The organism is Paraclostridium sp., from assembly GCF_051656405.1.
Taxonomy (GTDB): Bacteria; Bacillota; Clostridia; order Peptostreptococcales; family Peptostreptococcaceae; genus Paraclostridium.
On record NZ_JBOGBV010000006.1, the window covers coordinates 48308 to 67178 of the forward strand.

The following is an 18871-nucleotide window of genomic DNA, read 5'->3' on the forward strand; positions in this document are numbered from 1 at the left end:
CAAAATAACCTTTGATGTAAACAGTATTATTATACTTCATGAGGAGGAAAACAAATGGCAGGAAATACTAACAATGCTAAAAAATTAACATTAGTGCCCCTAGTACTTATGATATTCACATCTGTATTCGGGTTCGCTAACATGCCGAGAGCGTTTTTCCTAATGGGATACGCAGCAATACCTTGGTATTTATTAAGTGCAATTTTATTCTTTATACCGTATGCATTTATGATGGCTGAATACGGATCTGCATTCAAAAAAGAATCAGGTGGTATGTATTCATGGATGGAAAAATCTGTAGGACCTAAATATGCATTCGTAGGAACATTTATGTGGTATGCATCTTATATTGTATGGATGGTAAACGTTGCATCAACTTTATGGGTTCCATTATCAAACGCAATATTTGGATATGATGCTACAGCTAGCTGGTCTTTATTTGGATTAACTTCAGTTCAAACACTAGGAATACTAGGAGCATTATGGATAATATTAGTTACTTATGTATCAACTAAAGGTATAGAGAAGATAACTAAGGTTACTTCTGTAGGTGGTACAGCAGTTGCATTATTAAATATAGTTTTACTAGTAGGTGGGGTTTTAGTCGTAATAATGAATAAAGGACAATTTGAAGAGCCTGTAACAAACGTAGTTAAAGCGTTTACAACTTCTCCAAACCCAGCTTATCAAACACCATTAACTGTATTATCATTCTTAACATTTGCAATATTTGCATTTGGAGGATTAGAAGTTTTAGGTGGATTAGTTGACCAAACTGAAAATGCTGAAAAAACATTCCCTAAAGGACTTACTTTAGCAGCTATAGTAATATCTGTAGGATATACAATAGGTATATTTGCTTGTGGTATGTTCACTAACTGGAGTGAAGTATTATCAGGACAAAATGTAAACATGGCTAACGTTGCTTATGTATTAATGCAAAACTTAGGATACCAATTAGGTATGGCATTTGGAGCTAGTCAATCAGTAGCATTAACTGTGGGTGCTTGGGTTGCTAGATTCGTTGGATTATCAATGTTCTTAGCATTATCAGGAGCATTCTTCACATTAACTTATTCTCCATTAAAGACTCTTATAGAAGGAGCACCAAAGCAAGTATGGCCTGGTAAATTAGGAGAAATAAAAGATGGAATGCCTATAAATGCTATGAAAGTTCAAGCTATAATAGTTGTAGCTATGATACTTTTAGTATCATTTGGTGGTAAGAGTGCAAGTGAGTTCTTCGCTTTACTAGTACTTATGACTAACGTTGCAATGACAATACCTTACTTATTCTTATCAAGTGCATTCCCTGCATTTAAGAAAAAGCAATTAGAAGGTAAAGTTGACAAAGCATTCGTAGTTTATAAGAGTGTTGGAATGGCAACAACTTTCGCTGTAATAATAGGTATATTAGTTGGATTTGCTAACGTATTCACTATAATAGAACCAACATTATCTTCTCCAGCAGGATTAAGCAAAACATTAACTATGATAGCTGGACCAGTACTATTCGGAGTTATAGGATTCTTCTTATATAGTAGATATGAAAAGAAACATGTAAAGAATAGTGACAATAATAGAAAAGCAAGCTAATATTTTAGCTATATTATAGAGAAATACACCTACTATTAAATTAGTAGGTGTATTTATTTATATATAAAAATATACTTATTTTGACAAATGAGTATATTTTTATATATAAATAAACAAATATTTAGTATACTATAATAGTACTAAAGCTAATTAAAGATACAAAAGACATAGGAGGTACAAGTATTGTTCAAGAAATTATTAAATTTTATAAAAGTTACTAAAGAAGAAAAAATATCTACAGAAGAAGTTGAAATTAAAGATAACGTAGAAGATAAAGATAGTGTTGAGATTGATACTCAAAATGTAGATATAAATGAAGATGGAGATATAAATTTAAATAGTAAAGAATTAGAAAATAATATAATTGAAGATGTAATTGAAATGAAAAATGAAAAAGTTGAGGATATACAATTAGAGGATCAAGTTGTTGTAAAAAAACAAATAAACTGTGAAGATAATATAAATATAACTAAAGAAGAAAATGTTACAGTAGAAATTCCAGAAGAAGAAAAACAATATGTAAAATCAATAAAAATACAAAGAGAAAAAAGAATAAAAGCTATAGATGTTTACACAAATGATGAAAGCATATTTGAAAGCTATAAAGAGTGTAGCAAGTCATTAGGTGTTCCAATGCAATATATAAAAGAAAACTTAGAATATGGATATACTGATTTCTTTGGAGAAGCTGTAAACTTTTTAAGTAAAAAACTTAAGTTAGATGTAAGTAAAAAATCTATGGGAGATAAAAACATAGTTGAAATATTTAATTTTTTACATAATGAATTATGGAACCCTGATATGGATGAAGAAAAAAGGGAAGGAATTCTATGTAGCGAAAAAATAGAGCCAGTGCATATGCACTATAAATTTGAAATCATGGATGATGAATATGATGATTATTATAAAAGGTATGGTAAAATAATTCGTCGTGGTGGAAAGAAAAAAATTGAACTTGTAGATAAAAAAAATGAAGTTATAGATATGTTTAAATCATTAGATGATTGTGCAAATTTTTTTGGTAAAAATAAAAGTGAAATAACAGAACGATTAAAATGTGGTGAATGTAAAATTGGTAGATACCAAATAAGGTACAGCCTGAGACGATAGTTAATTAATAAACTATATAAAATGAAAGAAAAAATGGAAACAAATTCATAAGTCTGAATATATTCTATTAAGAAATTAAAAATTTCTAAAAATACAGGAGGGCTTATGGAAAGTATAATAAATTCCATCAACAACATTTTATGGAGTAATGCACTTATTGCATTATGTTTAGGAACAGGATTATATTTCTCGTTAAGAACAAGATTCTTACAGGTTAGACACTTAAATGAGATGGTACTACTTTTGGCAAAAGGTGAAAAATCGGATAAAGGTATATCTTCATTCCAAGCGCTTTGTACATCATTGGCAGGAAGGATAGGGACTGGTAATATAGCAGGAGTTGCAACAGCTATAGCTATGGGAGGTCCAGGAGCTTTATTTTGGATGTGGGCTATTGCATTTTTAGGAGCTGGATCAGCTTTTGTTGAATCCACACTAGCTCAAATTTACAAAGAAGAAGACAACGGAGAGTATAGAGGCGGACCTGCATACTATATCGAAAAAGGTATGGGTGTTAAATGGTACGCTATATTATTTGCAGTAGCAACTTTAATTGCTATGGGAATTTTTCTTCCAGGAGTACAATCAAATTCAATTTCAGCGGGAATAGAAAATGCATTTGGAATAAGTAAGTCTATATCTGGATTAGGAATTATAATACTGCTTGGACTAATTATATTTGGTGGAATAAAAAGAATCAGCTCTTTTGCGGAACTTATTGTACCATTTATGGGGTTAGCATATATATTAATGTCATTGGTTATTATAGGTGTAAATATTGAAAAATTACCAGATGTTATAACTTTAATATTTAAATCAGCATTTGGAGCAGAGCAGGCATTTGCAGGTATTTTAGGTTCTACTATAGCTTGGGGAGTAAAACGTGGAGTATACTCTAATGAAGCTGGGCAAGGAACAGGGCCACAAGCAGCTGCAGCTGCAGAAGTATCTCATCCTGCTAAACAAGGGTTTGTTCAAGCGTTTTCTGTATATGTAGATACATTATTTGTTTGTTCGGCTACTGGATTTATGTTATTAATGACAGGTAAATATAATGTATATAATGCAAGCAATCAATTTATTGTTCAGAATTTACCTGGTGTTGAAGTTGGGCCTGCCTTTACACAAAGTGCAGTAGATACATTGATACCTGGATTTGGATCAGCATTTGTTGCTATAGCTCTTTTCTTCTTTGCTTTTACAACGCTTATGGCATATTATTATATTTCAGAAGTTAACTTAGCTTATTTAGCAAAGAGAATATTAAATAATAATGAGAAAGCTAAAAAGATATTGATAAATATATTAAAAGTAGTGATACTAGCATCAACATATTATGGATGCGTTAAAACATCTACATTAGCTTGGACTTTAGGTGATATAGGTGTAGGGCTTATGGCTTGGATAAATATAATAGCTATATTAATAATTGCAAAACCAGCACTTGTAGCACTAAAAGATTATGAAGAGCAAAAGAAACTTGGAATACCTAGAGAAAAAATTGACTTTAACCCAATGAAACTTGGCATAAAAAATGCAACTTTCTGGGAAGAAAGATTAAATAATAAAAAATAAATAACAACAAAAAATAAATAACAACAAAAAATAGCTTCTAAACTTTAGAAGCTATTTTTTGTTGTTATTTATTTTTTTTCCATGTATATACATAAAAGCTTAATACTTCTTTTATTGAATTCCCTATGAATACATAAGACTCATCATCTAAGTTTGCTAATGAGACTCTAACAGACCACTCAGGACCAAAGAATCCATGTCCACTTAGTAAAACTATAGAGTAATTGTTAGCTAGCTTAAATAACATGTCTGCAGGCTTATAGTTATCTTTTATGAAATTAGCAAAATCTTCACCGTAGTTATTTGTAGCCCACTTCATTATATCGAATATTACATAATAAGAAGCATCATTTTTGTTTTCTATTAACTCTACTCCTAAAGCATCATAGAAAAGCTTTTGTCTACGTTTACATATAGATATATTTACGCTTTTATAATTATCATCTTTATCTATTAAAGCAAATGCTGAGAAAAATGCCATTTGGACTTGTTGAGGAGTTGATAAACCAGCAGTATGGTTAAGTGCAACCATTCTACTATCTGCAACTATTCTGTCCATAAATGATATTTTATCTGGGTTTAAACTCATATCACTATAACGTTTATTTACAGATGCTTTTAAATCATCAGGTAATTCATTTATAAGTTTTTCGAATACATTATTTTCATGTAAAGCTAAAGTACCTAAACGCCAACCAGTTACACCGAAGTATTTAGAGAATGAATAAGCTCCTATAGTGTTATAAGGTAAGCTAGCCATTAAAGATTTAAAACCAGGTACAAAAGTTCCATAAACATCATCAGATATTATCATTAAGTTAGGATGATGGTTTGTAACTACATCAACTAAATTATTACAGCTATTTTCATCTAATGCTATAGATGCTGGGTTGTTAGGATTAACTAAAAATAAGGCTTTTATAGATTTATCACAAAGTTTTTCTAATTCTTTTTTAGAATATTGCCAAGTGTGATTGTTACTTTCATCTATTTCATCTGCATTTACGAAAACTACATCAAAATTGTATCTTGGTAAATGTGGTATTTCTAAATAAGGTGTAAATATAGGAGTCATAATAGCTATTTTATCGCCTTTTCTTAATAACTCATTAGCCATTAAAGAGTCAAATATATAACACATAGCAGCTGTCGCACCTTCTACCGCAAATATACTTAAAGGTCCACCTTTTTTAGTATCATATTTCATTTCTTTTATTAAATATTTAGTAACTATTTGCTCTATATGAACAAGTATTCTATCAGGAGATGGATAGTTATCACCTATTATTGCATCAGCTAATTCAAATACCCAAGAGTCTGGATCAAAGTCAAATTCTTCTATTCCATAATCAACAATATCCTTAGCCAAACTAGCTCCAGGCATATTTAAATTGTCATAAATATATTGATAAAAACGAGTAGCGATTCCTTCTTTTTTTGGCATACCAGCTAAATCGCCTTCGTTCCAAGTTCTACGAGTTTCGTTAACTGCAAACTGCCCAAATGTAAAAAATGCTTCACGAGGTGTTGCTGCTGTCCAGTTTGGATTACCACGACCAGCATCTAAAACTCTCCTTCCGCTTTCCATAGCTCTGAACTTAGCAAGCTTGATTAACTTGTCTTTAAATTCAAAAGGGCTAATTTTTCCATAAACATCATTGATTTCTTTAAAGTTATATCTGCGCATATATATACACACTCCTTTTTTATCTGCAATTAATATCTATAATGTAACAAAATATTAAAAAGTTTACCCATTTAATATATATATTATTATATATAATTTTTAAGAAAAATAAAGTATAAAATAAAAATAAAGAAAATTTAATAAAGTTTAAATATATTAAAACTTAAATTAATAATACAAAAGTCAAAAATTACTTTAATTTGTTTGGGTTTAAATAAAATGTCTAAAAAAAAAGTGAAAATATCAAAGGGAATCATGGGAAAAAAATAGAAATTTTTAATATAATTATTTTTAATTTGGTTTTTATAAGTGGGGGGTAAAATGAAATATAAATGTATTGAGGAAGATATATTAAAATCCTCGCCTACTCCATATATAGTTGGAGAAATATGCAAAACAACAGATAAAAAAAATGTAATAAAAATCAATTCTATAAGTGAAACACTAAAAAACATTTTAGCTACGGATGAAACTGAAATAGTAGGCGAAGAAAAATTTCATATTTTAGATGAAAATAAAAGCATAGATATATTTGAGCATATAATAAATGAAAAAAAAATAAGTGTTAATATTAAAAATAGTAACTCGAATTTTGAATTAATATCTACAAACTTATATGATAATAATTATGTAATTTGGTTTGTTGATAAAAATGAACAAATAGAACATGAGATAAACAATAAAATAAGAGGTGATTTTTTTGCTAATCTATCTCATGAACTTAGAACGCCATTAAACATAATTTTTAGTTCACTTCAGGTTTTAGACTTAAAATTAAAAAATATAGAAAAAAAAGAAGATCAGTCAATCACAAAATACATAAATATGGCAACTCAAAATACCTACAGATTACTTAAATTAGTAAACAATCTAATTGATTCAAACAAAATAACATCTGGATACTTTGAATATAATCCTCAAAATTATGATATTGTATATTTTGTAGAAAGCATTTGTCAATCTATAGTAGACTTTGCTAAGCAAAAAAATATAGAAGTTATATTTGATACGGATATAGAAGAAAAAATAATTTCTTTCGACTTAGATAAAATGGAGCGAATAATATTAAATATATTATCTAATTCAATTAAGTTTACAAAAGAACAAGGAAAAATAGAAATTTATATAAGAGAATCAAATAAAATGTTAGAAATAGAAATATCTGATGATGGAATAGGAATACCTAAAAATAAATTAAATTCTATATTTGAAAGATTTAAACAAGTAGAAAATAACACAATAAGAAGCGGAGAAGGTAGTGGAATAGGTTTATACCTAGTGAAAAGCTTAGTTGACATGCATGGAGGATATATAGATGTTGAGAGTGAGCTTGGATTTGGAACAACATTTAAGATAAGTATACCTGCCGAATTAGAAGAAGAATATGAATGTAATATAATGGAAAAAAACCTGCAAAATTCGTATATAGAAAAAATAAAAGTGGAATTTTCAGATATTTATGCATAAACAAAAATCTCGATTACAAATTGTAATCGAGATTTTTGTATTTATTTGCTATAATTAAAGTATAAATTCGGTATACAGAATAAGGGGAGATAAATTTGATCGTTCATAGTTATGAAGATGTTTTACAAGTATGTCCTATACCGTATGTATGGGGAAAACGTATAAGTAACAAAAATGGAAGCTTGGACTATATAATTAAGGGTGGAAATGAATTATTACTAAAAAAACTAAAAATGGAAAGTGAGGATGAAATATTAAATCAGGATGTATCTGATATATTAGGGATATCAAAAGATGAAATTGAATTATTTGATAAAATAAGTAATAATAAATTTACAAGATATCAGTATGTATGTAATTTAAAAGATATATATAAAGTAACTTTAAATATAGATAAAGATGATAATTTTTATATGTGGTTTCAGGTTTATCATGTAAGTAGCAATTACAATTTACTAATTCAAAATAATTTAAAAGCTATAATTTGGACAAAAGATATTAATGGTAGATACATAAAGATTAATAGAAACTTTGAAGAATTAGTAGGCATGCCTAAAGGGGAAATAATAGGTAAGAAAAATAAAGAGCTTGAAATTCACAATGGATTTGAACATATGGAAGAATATGAAAAGCTTATATTAGATAAAAAAGAAGATGCTATTGAAAAAATAATATTTGAAGATAATAAATGGGTTAGTATTTTTATACACCCAATGATTGATGAAGATAAAAATGTAATAGGTACATATGGTTTTAAAATTTATGATTATGTAAATTCAAAAACTCCAATAGGAATAGAAAATAGAAACAAAATGCTAGAAATAATTGTAGATAATTTACCTATACCTATTTTTTATAAAGATGTACAAGGTGTATATCTGTACTGTAATGAAGCTTTTGGAGAATTACTAGAATTAGATAGAAAAAAAATTATCGGTAAAAAAGATTATGATTTAAATTTAAAAGAAGAAAAAATAATCGAATATAGAGAAGCTGATAACCAAGTAATCAAACACAAGGTTACAAATGTAAATGAAGATTTTATGGAAAGAAGTTCAGGAGACAAATATGTAGAAATAACGAAAGTTCCTTTATGGGATTATAGAAAAAAAGTAATAGGTGTAATTGGGATTATAATAGATTTAACTCAAAAAAAAGCCACCGAAAGAGAACTTGAAAAACTTAGACTAGACTTTTTTTCAAATTTAACTCATGAATTTAGAACTCCATTAAATCTAATATTCTCATCGGTTCAGTTAATAGACCAAAGTATCCCAAAGATAGAAAAAGGTGATCTTAATATATTAATAAGATATTTAAATATAATAGATCAAAATGGTATGCGGCTTTTAAAGTTAGTTAATAATTTAATTGATTCAACAAGAATTGATTCAGGGTGTGTAGATTATAATCCTCAAAATCAAGATATAATAAGTTTTGTAGAAAATATATGTGATTCAGTTGTAGAGTTTAGTAAGTCTCAAAGCATAGAGCTAATATTTGATACTGATCAAGAAGAGAAAGTAGTATCTTTTGATAGTGACAAAATGGAGAGAGTAATACTAAACTTATTATCTAATGCAATAAAATATAATAAGGAAAATGGTAAAATAGATGTAGGTATTAGGTGTAATCAAGAACACATAGATATAAGTGTTAAAGATACTGGAGTAGGAATACCTAACGATAAAATTAATGATGTGTTTGAGAAATTTAAGCAAGTTGATAATAGATTGACTAAAATAAGTGAGGGTAGCGGAATTGGATTATCTATAGTTAAGTCTTTAGTTGAATTGCATGATGGAACTATAAATGTAAATAGCGAAGTAGGAGTTGGAACAGAGTTTGAAGTGAAAATTCCAAATCAAATAGTTTTACAAGATTCAAGTAAAAATTCTATTCAAAATGAATCTGTTGATATAGACAAAAAAATACAGATAGAGTTTTCTGATATATATTAATATTAAAAAGTCTAAATCAAGTATGTAGTAACAATTACTTGATTTAGACTTTTTTTATTAGAATATCATATTAAATTTTCATATTGAGTAAGTAGTATAAGTTATAAAATATTAAATTTATAGAAATAAATTTTAAGACCTTATTAACATATCTTTCACCTTTTGAACTGGTTTTTAATCTGGATAGCTTGAAATTAAAACCTAAAGGGAAAAATAAATCAACACCTTCATATGTGAAAATGTCTAATAATATATGAGAGGCATATCCCAAAAACATACCATATGCGGAACAAATCAAAATAATATTTTTATCACCTATTAAAACTACTAATTTTAGAAACTCTGATAGAATTAATAAAAATAAAAGACTATGAGTAAATCCTCTATGTTTTGTTCGCTTTGAAATAAACTTTGACAAGTGAGGCCATTTTTTACTCATATAAGACTTTCTAGTATCTAAATCAGGTAACAAAGATCCCAAATTAGCAAACTGAAAATAAATAAAAAAAAGCATCAATTTATATAAAGTATTAAAGTTATCTAAATATACATTACTAAAAGCAGAAAACGTAAGAGCTGCAATTAAGTATCCTCCAGATGAATGTGTTTCCTTTGTCATTAAAATACCCTTTCTAATAATTGGTTATTTAAACCTTATTATATATCAAAAAAAATGAATATGGAATCGAACAAATATAAAAATTTAATTTATTTAAAAATAATATACTGTATACAATTTAAAAATATGACAATTAGTAGTATAATAAAAATGATGGTAAAAAAGGAGGATGCTAAATGGAGAAAGAAAAAACATGCAATCTATTAAAGCATACTGAAAATTTAAAGTTTAAACTTATATTAGAAAGTACTATAATAGGTGCGATTGTTGGAGTGACGATAGTACTTCATAGAATATTATTAGAAAAAGTAACTAATGTATTTATGTGGTTTTACTCTAATAGTAGAGGAAATTTAATAAATACTATTTTGTTATTTGGATTATTAATCATAAGTGGATACGTAGTAGGACTTATGGTAAAAAAAGTGCCATTAATTAGTGGTAGTGGTATACCTCAAGTAGAAGGAATACTAATGAAGAAATTAAAAGGAAGCTGGTTAAGTGTTTTAATAAATAAATTTGTAGGTGGACTTATAGCATTAGGAGCTGGATTATCTTTAGGAAGAGAAGGTCCTTCTGTTCAAATGGGAGCTAGCATAGGTGAGGGATTTGCAAAAATATTTAAAAGAGTCAGTGTTGAAGAAAAATATTTAATAACTAGTGGAGCAAGTGCAGGATTAGCAGCAGCTTTTAATGCTCCTATATCAGGCGTAATGTTTGCTTTAGAGGAAGTTCATAAAAACTTTTCACCATTAGTACTACTTTCTGTTATGGCATCTGCATTAATGTCTGATTTTATTACAAAAACATTTTTAGGAATTGGTAAATCTCTTAATTTTGTAGGCGTTAGAGTATTAGATTTAAAGTATTATTGGTTATTAATAATATTAGGTATCATAGTAGGTATAAGTGGTGTTATATTTAATAGTGGAATTTTAAAAACTCAATCAATATTTAAAAAATCAAAATTAAGTACTGAAATAAAAGTAATAATCCCGTTTTTAATAACAGGTGTTGTGGGATTAACTGCACCAATTTTATTAGGTGGAGGACATGAACTTATAATGTCTTTAGATAAAAGCTCTATGACATTAAAAATGTTATTATTATTTTTATTAGTTAAATATTTACTTACATTTGTAGGATTTGGATCAGGAGTTCCAGGAGGGATATTTTTCCCACTATTAGTGTTAGGAGCATTGATAGGTAACATATTTGGGATAGTAGCAGTTAATGTGTTTGATATTCCTAGTATATATATACTGAACTTTATAATACTTGCTATGGCAGGGAATTTTGCAGCTATAGTAAAAGCTCCTATAACAGGAATTATACTAATATGTGAAATGACAGGAAGTTTTGACCATTTATTATCTCTTGCAATAGTATGTGTAGTAGCATATGTTACTTCAGATTTATTTAAATCAGAACCTATATATGAAAGTTTACTTGAAAGATGCTTAGAGAGCGGAAACGACAAATTTGAATCTAATTCATCTAGAAAGAGTTTAATGGAGGTTGCAATTCATTTAGGTTGTGAAATAGAACATAAAAAAATAAAAGATGTAAAATGGCCAGAAAATTGTTTAATAGTAGCTATAACAAGAGGTGGTAAAGAAATAATTCCAAGCGGTGATACTACATTACTCGGAGGGGATTATTTAACTATAATGGCAGATGAAGAAAATTCTGCATGTGCTCTAGATTATGTAACGGATTTAACATCTAATATAAAATTAGTATAGAATTTTATTGAGTGTAATCACATATATATTAAAAATGTACAAGGTACAAATTTGATATATGATAGGTGATTGCATGAGAAGAAAAAAGCTTATAATAAATGCAATAATAATGACATTCTCAACTATTATATTTGGATTTATATCTATGTTTTTCAGGGTATATTTATCCAAGAAAATAGGACCGGAAGGAATGGGATTGTACCAGCTTATAATGTCTGTATATATTATGGCTGTAACATTTTCGAGTGCGGGAATAAGAATAGCAATTACAAGGCTTGTTGCAGAACAAGTAGGAAAAGGAAATAACAAGGGTATAAGAACTATAGTAAATAAAGGATGCATATACAGTTTGTTTTTCAGTATAGTAACATCTATTGTGCTTTTTTTTGGAGCGGAATACATAGGAAATGTATTTTTAAAAGATGCAAGATCTGTACTATCCTTAAAAATATTAGCGTACAGTTTACCGTTTATAGGTATTTCTTCTTGCTTAAGTGGTTACTTTTATGGAGCAAGAGAAGTTGTTAAGTCTGTTTCAGCAGAAATTTTAGAACACTTATTAATGATGGCAATTTCAGTAGCAGCTATTACTATATTTGTAGATGCTAATATAGAAAACATATGTGCGCTTATATGTATAGGTATGGCTGTAGGGGATATAATATCTTGCATATATGCATACATATTATGTGCACTTAAAACAAGATCATTAAGTAGGACCGTATATTGTAGCAATTATAATGAATGTAGGATTAGTGACATAAGTAAAATAGCATTTCCAATAGCATCAAGTTCATATATTCAAAGTGGACTTAGAACTATAGAAGATATATTGATACCTAATGCGCTTAGAATGTCTGGAACTTCAATTTCAGCATCTCTATCGATATTTGGGATGATAAAAGGTATGGCACTTCCTATAATAAATTTTCCAGCAGTATTTTTAAGTTCCTTTGCAACTTTGATAATACCTGAAATATCAGAAGCACACTCGTTAAATAGGAATAAAATGGTCAATTTTATAATTTCTAATGTATTTAGAATAACATTTATAATATCAATATTTGCATCAGGTGTTTTTATTGCATTTGCAAATGATATAGGAATGGCAGTTTATAGCAATAAAGATATAGGGCCTATAATTAGAATTTTAGCCCCAGTAATACCTATAATGTATTTAGAAAGAATAATGGATGGGATTTTAAATTCTTTAAACAAGCAAGTTGCATTGTTAAAAATAAATTTGTTTGATATGGTTATTAGAATTCTTATAATATACTTTATAATACCTACAAAGGGCATAGAAGGGTTTATATTAGTTATATTTGTAAGTAATATTATTAACTTTGGATTGAATATGATAAATGTTTTAAAAACTACCAAGTTACAATTTAAAATGTTTAATTGGGTTATAAAACCAATTTTATGCATAGGTGTATCTGTTATATTAGCTTCATTTATAGGATACAATATTATAAATAAAATATTTATTTCTATGGCTATATATATAGCTATGCTTATAATAACTAGATGCATAAGAATAAAAGATCTTAATTGGGTAATAGATAGCTTTAGGCTAGCAAAAGATATAAATGTACATAGTATAAAATTATATAGTGATAGATACATATAAAGAAAAGAGTTCGCATATTGCAAACTCTTTTTTTACGCTTAAGGAAATTACACTTAATTAATTATTGTTGATAACTTATGTAACATAGTGATACAAATATTTTGGTGAAAAGTAAAAAATGACGTTTTGAGCAACGGACGGAGTCGTTTGAGTAACGGGACACGAGTTTACCGAGTGGACGTTGACGACATGAAATTTGAGCGACATGAGCGAAGCGAATTTTCTTTTATATTTAAATAGAAATAAATTTTGAGAAATTATTGAATATTAAGAAATATATGGATATAATTAACGTGTAGAAAAAAATAGTATATAAATGAAATTAAAACCATGAAGGTTAATCATGTCGCAAGACATGTAACTTTTGTGGTTTTTTTACGTTTAAATAAGGGGGATAATTTATGAAATTAAAAAGGTCGATATCTTTAGCATTAACTATGATGCTTACTGTTGCAACGATTACAGGATGTACAAGTTCAAAAGAAGGAGAAAAATCGAGTGATAAAGGTAATACAAACTCTAGAATAGAAAATAGTGAACTTGTTGCTGCAGTAGCATATGAACCAGATGAAGGCTTTGATGCTACAACTGGTGGGCATGGGTCAATGACTAGGGTATTTTTTTCAACGCTATTTAAAAGAGATAAAAATTTAGGAATGGAAAATGATTTAGCAACAGGATATAAGGTTTCAGATGACAGGTTAACATGGAATGTATCTATAAAAGATGGAGTTAAATTTAGCGATGGAGAAAATTTAACAGCTAAAGATGTTGTATATACATATGAAAAGGCAAAAGAAAGTGGATCTAATATAGATTTAACTATTTTAGACAGTGTAAAAGCAATTGATGATTATAATATAGAGTTTAAATTAAAAGAGCCTCAATCTACATTTATAGAGAAAATGGCATCCATAGGTATAGTTCCTAAACATGCACATGATGAAAAATTTGCACAAAATCCAATTGGATCAGGTCCATATAAATTTGTTCAATGGGATAAAGGGCAACAAGTTATAGCAGAAGCTAATGAAAATTATTATGGAGAAAAGCCTAGTATAAAAAAATTAACTATGGTGTTTTTAGATGATGATGCAGCTTATGCAGCTGTAAAATCGGGAGAAGTAGACATAGCATCTATACCAGGATCTTTTGCAAAAGATAAAGTAGATGGAAAAAAGGTAATTGAGTTAGACAGCATAGAAACTTATGGGATAGAATTTCCTATGCAAAAAAGTGGAGAAAAAAATAAAGATGGACATCCTGTTGGTAATGATGTAACTAGTGATAAATCAATAAGAGAAGCTTTGAATTATGCTATAAATAGACAAGAGCTAGTAGATGGAGTTTTAGATGGATTTGGAGCTGTATCAACAACTGGGCTTGAAAAAATGCCTTGGCTTAATAAGGAAACAATATTAAAAGGTGATGGAGATATAGAAAAAGCTAAGAAAATACTTAAAGATGGAGGGTGGAATGACTCAAATTCTGATGGTATTTTAGAAAAAGACGGTGCTAAAGCTGAGTTTAAATTGCTTTATACAGACGGAAAATACAGACAAGAATTAGGGTTATCAGTAGTTGAAACTGCAAAACAATTAGGTATAAAAATCGATTTGGAAGCTAAAACATGGGATACTATAGAGCCTGAGATAAACTCTCAACCTGTATTATTTGGATGGGGATCAGGAGATCCATCGGAGCTTAACTATTTATATAGTAGTAAAGTTATAGGAGTTGGAGTTCCTTGGAATAATGCTGGATACTATAAAAATGAAAAAGTTGATGAATATATAAGTAAAGCTTTACAAAGTGAAAATGAAAATGAAGCTATTGAATATTGGAAAAAAGCTCAATGGGATGGAAAAACAGGATTTTCAACTAAAGGAGATTCAACATATGCATGGCTTGTAAATGCAGGTCATTTATACATAGCTGATGAAAATCTAGAAATAGGAACTCCAGTTGTTCAACCACATGGAGGTAGAATTCTTGATAATATAACAGAATGGAAATGGAAAAAGTAAATTTTTCAAGGAGATACTTATATGAATAACCCTAATAATATAGGAATGTTTTTAATAAAAAAAATTATAAGACTCATAACTCTTTTAATTGCTGTGTGTATAGTAAGTTTTATTTTAATGGAAAAGTCACCGATAGATCCCATCAAGGCTTATGTAGGTGCAGATTTAAGTGTAACACAAGAACAAAGAGAAGAAATAGCTAATCATTGGGGGCTTAATAAACCTCCTGTTGAGAGGTTTATTTCATGGTTTAGCTCAATACTGAAAGGTGACTTTGGAACATCGATGATATATAGACGACCTGTAATAGATGTTATAACAGAAAAATTTATGGCATCTTTAGCTCTTATGGTTGTGGCATGGACAATTTCTGGCATATTAGGATTTGTTATGGGGATTATATCTGGAATAAAAGAAGGTAGCATAGTTGATAAAATTATAAGGGGGTATTGTCATATTTTAATTTCAACTCCTACCTTCTGGTTAGGTATTTTACTTATCATGATATTTTCTGTTAAGTTAAAATTATTTCCGGTTGCACTAGGTGTACCTATTGGAGTGTTGGCAAGTGAAGTTACATTAAAAAGTCTATTAAAACACTTAATACTTCCAGCATTGACTTTAAGTGTTATAGGTGTAGCCAATATATGTTTACATACGAGAGAAAAAGTTATTGAAATTTTAAATAGTGATTATGTACTTTTTGCAAAAGCAAGAGGAGAAAGTAGTAAAAGTATAATATTTAATCATATTATAAGAAACGTTGCCCTGCCAGCTATAACTCTTCAGTTTTTATCATTTAGTGAATTATTTGCAGGCACTATATTTGCAGAACAAGTTTTTTCATATCCAGGACTTGGACAAGCTACAGTTGATGCAGGGATTAAAGGAGACTTACCTCTTTTAATGGGTGTGGTTATAATAAGTTTAATATTTGTATTTACTGGAAATTTAATTGCAGATATTTTATATAAAGTTATCGATCCTAGAATGAAGGAGGGAAATACTAACTAATGGAACAACTTCAATATATAAAAGAAAAAACTCATTCTAACAGTAAGATTAATATAGGAATAAGAGAAAAAACTATTTTATCTATATTAATTTTTAGTTGTTTTTTAATAGGAATAATTGTATTTGGTAGCTTTATAACACAAAAGCAAATAGCTATAGATTTAACTCAAAAAAATATATCCCCAAATTTAAATTACTTGTTTGGTACAGACTGGATGGGAAGAGATATGTTTTATAGAACTATAAAGGGTCTTAGTTTAAGTATGAAGATAGGTGTTATGGCATCTATGATAAGTGGATTAATAGCATTAACTTTAGGGCTAATGAGTGCTACTATGGGAAAGACCGTTGATTCTATAATTACATGGATTATAGATTTATTTCTTTCTGTTCCACATGCTTTAGTTATAATACTTATATCTATATCTCTAGGTGGAGGGCTAAAAGGAATTATAATAGGTGTGGCTATGACACACTGGCCATCATTAACAAGGATAATAAGGGCAGAAGTAATGCAAATAAAAAACTCTGAATATGTGAAGCTGTCCAAAAATTTTGGCAAATCTAACTTGTATATTGCTACAAAACATATATTGCCACATATAATCCCTCAACTTTTAGTAGGAGTAGTATTAATATTTCCACATGCTATATTACATGAGGCTTCTATAACTTTTTTAGGATTTGGACTTCAACCTCATGAACCTGCTATTGGAATAATTTTATCAGAAGCTATGAAATATTTAAGTAGTGGTAGATGGTGGCTGGCTTTTTTTCCAGGGATAAGCTTAGTTTTAGTTTCGCTAATGGTTGATAATATAGGTAAACAAATAAGTAAACTTATAAATCCTAAGTTAGCACATAAATAGGAGGGTATATGAAAGAACCAGTACTAAATGTTAAAAATTTAGAAGTTAGTTTTTCTCAATATACAAGAGGGTTAAGAAAAAGAAATTTAAAAGTAATAACAAATTTAGATATAGATTTATATGAAGGTGAAATACTAGCTGTTGTTGGATCAAGTGGATCGGGAAAAAGTTTGTTAGCTCACGCAATACTTGGAATACTTCCTAGAAATTCTAATGTTGAAGGCAGCATAATTTATAAAAATGAAATTTTAGATAAAAAAAGAAAAGAAAAATTAAGAGGAAAAGAAATTGTGCTAATACCACAATCAATAAATTACCTAGATCCTCTTATGAAAGTTTCTGATCAAGTTAAACTATCATTAGAAAATAAAAAAGAAGCAAGTAAAATACAAAGAAATATTTTTTCTAAGTATGGATTAAATGAAAATGTTGATAAAATGTTTCCTTTTCAATTATCAGGAGGGATGGCAAGAAAAGTTTTGCTATCAACAGCATTGGTAAGTGATACGAAAGTAATAATAGCAGATGAACCTACTCCTGGATTGGATGAAAAATCATTAAATGAAGCATTAGGACATTTTAGAGATATTGCAGATAATGGATGTGCTGTTTTAATGATAACGCATGATATTGATGCAGCATTAAAGGTAGCTGATAAAATTGCTGTATTTTATGCAGGAACTACATTGGAAGTTGCTAATGTAATAGATTTTAAAAGTGGGTATGAAAAACTTAGACATCCTTATACAAAAGCTCTTTACAATGCTTTACCTCAAAATGAATTTAAAGCAATACCTGGATCACAACCACTTCCAACTGACATTCCTAAAGGATGTTTATTTTATGAACGATGTGAAATTAGATCCAATGATTGTAAAAACAAAAGACCTAATAGTAAATATGTTAGAGGTGGAATGGTGAGGTGTTTAAATGCAACTTAAAGCCAAGGATATAAGTTTTAAGTATAAAAATAGCAATACATATGTTTTGAAAAATGTAGATTTTGAAATTAACAGTGGTGAAATAGTTGGATTAGTTGCACCAAGTGGATTTGGAAAAACTACTTTGGCAAAAATTTTAGCTGGATATGAAAACTCATATACAGGAACTGTAAAAATTGAAGGTATAAATAAAAAAAATAAGTATAATCCAGTACAATTAATTTTTCAACATCCAGAAAAAGCCGTTAATCCCAAGTGGAAAATGCGTCAAATTTTAACAGAATCATTTAACCCACCTAAAGAACTTTTAGATTATATAGGAATAAAAGATGAGTGGTTAAATAGATACCCCAATGAGCTTTCTGGAGGGGAATTACAGAGATTTTGTGTTATAAGGGCATTATCTAAAGATACTAAGTTTTTAATTGCTGATGAAATGACAACTATGTTAGATGCTATAACTCAAGCACAAATTTGGAATGTAGTTTTAGATTATATTAAAAAAAATAATATAGGGCTTATAGTAATAAGTCATGAGAAATCTTTAATTCAAAGGATTTGTGATAGAGTTGTTAATTTAGAAAAATTCAAGGTGAAAATTTAGTTTTAAAATAAAGAAAAATATAT

The 18871-nt window shown here is 28.6% G+C and carries 14 protein-coding genes; 12 read left to right on the forward strand and 2 right to left on the reverse strand.

Annotation, left to right across the window (positions count from 1 at the left end):
* Positions 1-54: 54 nt before the first annotated feature.
* From yjeM to ACRDDE_RS00980, 3 genes are all read left to right on the forward strand, one after another.
* Complete coding sequence (yjeM, locus tag ACRDDE_RS00970; protein WP_438624913.1) at positions 55-1596, forward strand: glutamate/gamma-aminobutyrate family transporter YjeM; 1542 nt, start codon at positions 55-57, stop codon at positions 1594-1596.
* Between the two features lie 183 nt (positions 1597-1779).
* Positions 1780-2706, forward strand: coding sequence for a hypothetical protein (locus tag ACRDDE_RS00975; RefSeq protein WP_438624915.1), 927 nt, complete (start codon positions 1780-1782; stop codon positions 2704-2706).
* Between the two features lie 105 nt (positions 2707-2811).
* Positions 2812-4281 (forward strand): alanine/glycine:cation symporter family protein, encoded by a 1470-nt coding sequence (locus ACRDDE_RS00980; RefSeq protein ID WP_438624917.1) that lies wholly within the window; start codon positions 2812-2814, stop codon positions 4279-4281.
* Between the two features lie 64 nt (positions 4282-4345).
* Here the strand turns inward: ACRDDE_RS00980 and aspD are convergent, their stop codons facing one another.
* Entirely contained in the window at positions 4346-5968 is a 1623-nt protein-coding gene (gene aspD, locus ACRDDE_RS00985) for an aspartate 4-decarboxylase (RefSeq protein WP_438624919.1), read from the reverse strand.
* Positions 5969-6289: 321 nt separating this feature from the next.
* Between aspD and ACRDDE_RS00990 the strand changes: the two genes are divergently transcribed.
* Both ACRDDE_RS00990 and ACRDDE_RS00995 read left to right on the forward strand, forming a co-directional pair.
* Complete coding sequence (locus tag ACRDDE_RS00990; RefSeq protein WP_438624921.1) at positions 6290-7435, forward strand: sensor histidine kinase; 1146 nt, start codon at positions 6290-6292, stop codon at positions 7433-7435.
* Positions 7436-7530: 95 nt separating this feature from the next.
* On the forward strand, positions 7531-9396 hold the full coding sequence (locus ACRDDE_RS00995; RefSeq protein ID WP_438624923.1) for a PAS domain-containing sensor histidine kinase: 1866 nt from the start codon (positions 7531-7533) through the stop codon (positions 9394-9396).
* A 70-nt stretch (positions 9397-9466) separates the two neighbouring features.
* Here the strand turns inward: ACRDDE_RS00995 and ACRDDE_RS01000 are convergent, their stop codons facing one another.
* The gene (locus ACRDDE_RS01000) at positions 9467-10015 is read right to left on the reverse strand and encodes a metal-dependent hydrolase (protein ID WP_438624925.1); all 549 of its coding nucleotides are present in this window, start codon (positions 10013-10015) and stop codon (positions 9467-9469) included.
* A gap of 176 nt (positions 10016-10191) precedes the next feature.
* Between ACRDDE_RS01000 and ACRDDE_RS01005 the strand changes: the two genes are divergently transcribed.
* The 7 genes from ACRDDE_RS01005 to ACRDDE_RS01035 all read left to right on the forward strand — a co-directional run bounded on the left by ACRDDE_RS01005 (position 10192) and on the right by ACRDDE_RS01035 (position 18848).
* Complete coding sequence (locus tag ACRDDE_RS01005) at positions 10192-11760, forward strand: ClC family H(+)/Cl(-) exchange transporter (protein ID WP_438624926.1); 1569 nt, start codon at positions 10192-10194, stop codon at positions 11758-11760.
* A gap of 73 nt (positions 11761-11833) precedes the next feature.
* On the forward strand, positions 11834-13393 hold the full coding sequence (locus tag ACRDDE_RS01010; RefSeq protein WP_438624927.1) for an oligosaccharide flippase family protein: 1560 nt from the start codon (positions 11834-11836) through the stop codon (positions 13391-13393).
* A gap of 401 nt (positions 13394-13794) precedes the next feature.
* Positions 13795-15420 carry an ABC transporter substrate-binding protein gene (locus tag ACRDDE_RS01015; protein WP_438624929.1) on the forward strand — a complete coding sequence of 542 codons (1626 nt, stop codon included), beginning with the start codon at positions 13795-13797 and terminating at the stop codon, positions 15418-15420.
* Between the two features lie 21 nt (positions 15421-15441).
* Positions 15442-16434 carry an ABC transporter permease gene (locus ACRDDE_RS01020; RefSeq protein ID WP_438624930.1) on the forward strand — a complete coding sequence of 331 codons (993 nt, stop codon included), beginning with the start codon at positions 15442-15444 and terminating at the stop codon, positions 16432-16434.
* A complete protein-coding gene (locus tag ACRDDE_RS01025; RefSeq protein ID WP_438624931.1) occupies positions 16434-17303 on the forward strand; it encodes an ABC transporter permease in 870 nt (289 codons plus the stop codon). The genes ACRDDE_RS01020 and ACRDDE_RS01025 overlap by 1 nt, the downstream gene beginning before the upstream one ends.
* 8 nt (positions 17304-17311) lie before the next feature.
* Complete coding sequence (locus tag ACRDDE_RS01030; RefSeq protein ID WP_438624933.1) at positions 17312-18244, forward strand: ABC transporter ATP-binding protein; 933 nt, start codon at positions 17312-17314, stop codon at positions 18242-18244.
* On the forward strand, positions 18234-18848 hold the full coding sequence (locus ACRDDE_RS01035) for an ABC transporter ATP-binding protein (protein WP_438624935.1): 615 nt from the start codon (positions 18234-18236) through the stop codon (positions 18846-18848). The genes ACRDDE_RS01030 and ACRDDE_RS01035 overlap by 11 nt, the downstream gene beginning before the upstream one ends.
* Positions 18849-18871 lie beyond the last annotated feature (23 nt).